Annotated in this window: 3 protein-coding genes; 1 reads left to right on the plus strand and 2 read right to left on the minus strand. The window is 43.0% G+C overall.

The genetic code is table 11. The features are described 5' to 3' along the window. Positions 1-288: MFS transporter (locus CPT76_RS09635; RefSeq protein WP_146116285.1), on the minus strand; the 288-nt coding region annotated here is incomplete at its 3' end. A gap of 116 nt (positions 289-404) precedes the next feature. Here CPT76_RS09635 and CPT76_RS09640 point away from each other — a divergent pair. Then, on the plus strand, positions 405-1,292 hold the full coding sequence (locus CPT76_RS09640) for a LysR family transcriptional regulator (RefSeq protein WP_105442764.1): 888 nt from the start codon (positions 405-407) through the stop codon (positions 1,290-1,292). A gap of 339 nt (positions 1,293-1,631) precedes the next feature. Here CPT76_RS09640 and CPT76_RS38295 read toward each other — a convergent pair. Then, positions 1,632-1,890 (minus strand): hypothetical protein (locus tag CPT76_RS38295; RefSeq protein ID WP_219845394.1); only part of this gene is annotated, 259 nt, incomplete at its 5' end.

A 1,890-nucleotide genomic window follows, 5' to 3' on the forward strand; every position in this document is an offset into this window, starting at 1 on the left:
ACCAAAGTTTGGGGATAGTGGAGCTAATAATGATGCAACGAAGGATACAACAAGCCCGCTAAGAAATATCCTCCTCCTACCGAATAAATCGCTGGCTTTTCCCATGATAGGTTGAGCGATAGCACTCGCAATGTAGAAAGAAAAAATGATCCAGGATACCACTGTAAAGTCGAGTTGGAACACATTTTGTAGCCTTGGAATAGCAACTGAAATCATTGAAGAATTTAATGGGTTCAATAGAATCCCTAGTCCAACGGAGATCATCAACCACCTATTGCGAATACTCATTTTTATCCCTCCGATCTGTATGTTAGTGTCATCATCGTACTTGAAATCATTTATTTATTCCAACGCATTTTGTGTTATGATTTCATTGACTCAAGGGAATGAAAGGAGAGTGTGAAATGGAACTTCTTCAACTGAAATATTTTCTCGAGGTAGCTCGTTTGGAACATATGACTGAAGCAGCACGAAGTCTGCATGTCACTCAATCGTCACTAAGCAAAACGATTGGGCGCTTGGAGGAGGATTTGGGGGTCCTGTTATTCGATCGAATAGGGAGGAAACTGCGATTGAATGAGTTTGGAAGCAGATTCTATCGCCGTGCTGAAAGGGCGTTGTTTGAATTGGAACAGGGGAAGCAGGAGATTAGCGATGTTTCCAGCCAAGAACATGGCACACTCGAATTGGCGGTGACCACCGCAAGCACATTGCCTCAGATCCTTCGAGAGTTTCGGAACAAGCGTCCCGATATCCAATTTCATGTGCAAATGCTCACCACGCAGGAAATGGTTACGCTTCTTCATAGAGGAGAGGTTGATTTTTGCTTGTCCTCACCTCCTATAAGAGGGGAAGACATTGAATGTCAAATCATGTTCATCGACCCGATTCTTGTAGCTGTTCCCAAAGGGCATCGGCTTGCTAACCGAAACAGCATATCTTTGACTGAACTAAGGGATGAATGTTTTGTTGGTGTAAAAAGAGGCTACGGTACTCGTGATCTGGTGGATTCTATATGCAAATCGGTTGGATTTGTACCTACATATGTGTATGAGGGTGACGAACCTGCAAGGCTAAGTTCTCTAGTAGAGGCGGGAATTGGCATAGCCTTTATACCAAGTACGGCAAGGTATTCTGGGGAACATATCAAATATCTCAAAGTAGAGAATCATGAATTGGTACGGGAGATAGCTTTGTTATGGCACAGGAGTCGGTACATTTCGCGGGCTGCTCTCGAATTCCGTGAGGTAGTTATGGAATATTTCGGGACGATATCCAGACAGACAAATTAATTATCCTTCATAAAACCCAGAGAAGCAGTTCACCATCATGATCGTCTGCTTTTGTTGAACTAGCGGGCAGGTTAGATTAACAAAGAATGCCCAGTTAATTAAATCTTGGTCAGCTTTAATTTATCATAAATTGTCGAGGGACGAGAACATAGTCCCATAGAAAGTCGCTAATTTAGCGGCTTTTTTGTTTTATCGGTACAAGTTCTTGTCCCGAGTCGAGGACAAGAACTTGTACCGATTGCCGTAATGGACAAGAACATGAGCCGATTACCGATAAGATAAGTATCTAACATTGTTTCCATACAATCTCATTAAGCTAACGGGCAGGAAAGTTAGAGATTAAACACGGCGAACCAGGCGAAATTTTTGGTGTTCAATCCACGCAACAAAACGAGTCTTCATACAACTCATAAACGGCGAGCAGCTGCTCCGCAAGGCTTTTCTCAGCGCTTTTAATCCATTTAATAAATGCCATGTGAAAAATTTCAACCGCAAATCGCGCAGCAAGCTCCGACAGATCGCTATTATAATTGGCAAGATAACGAGTTTGTGATAGACGCAATGAGCACCTGCCCCTTCAACAGCTCCCGTTCTTGCA

It is taken from the genome of Paenibacillus sp. AR247 (assembly GCF_002968895.1).
In the GTDB taxonomy this organism is placed as follows: domain Bacteria; phylum Bacillota; class Bacilli; order Paenibacillales; family Paenibacillaceae; genus Paenibacillus_AQ; species Paenibacillus_AQ favisporus.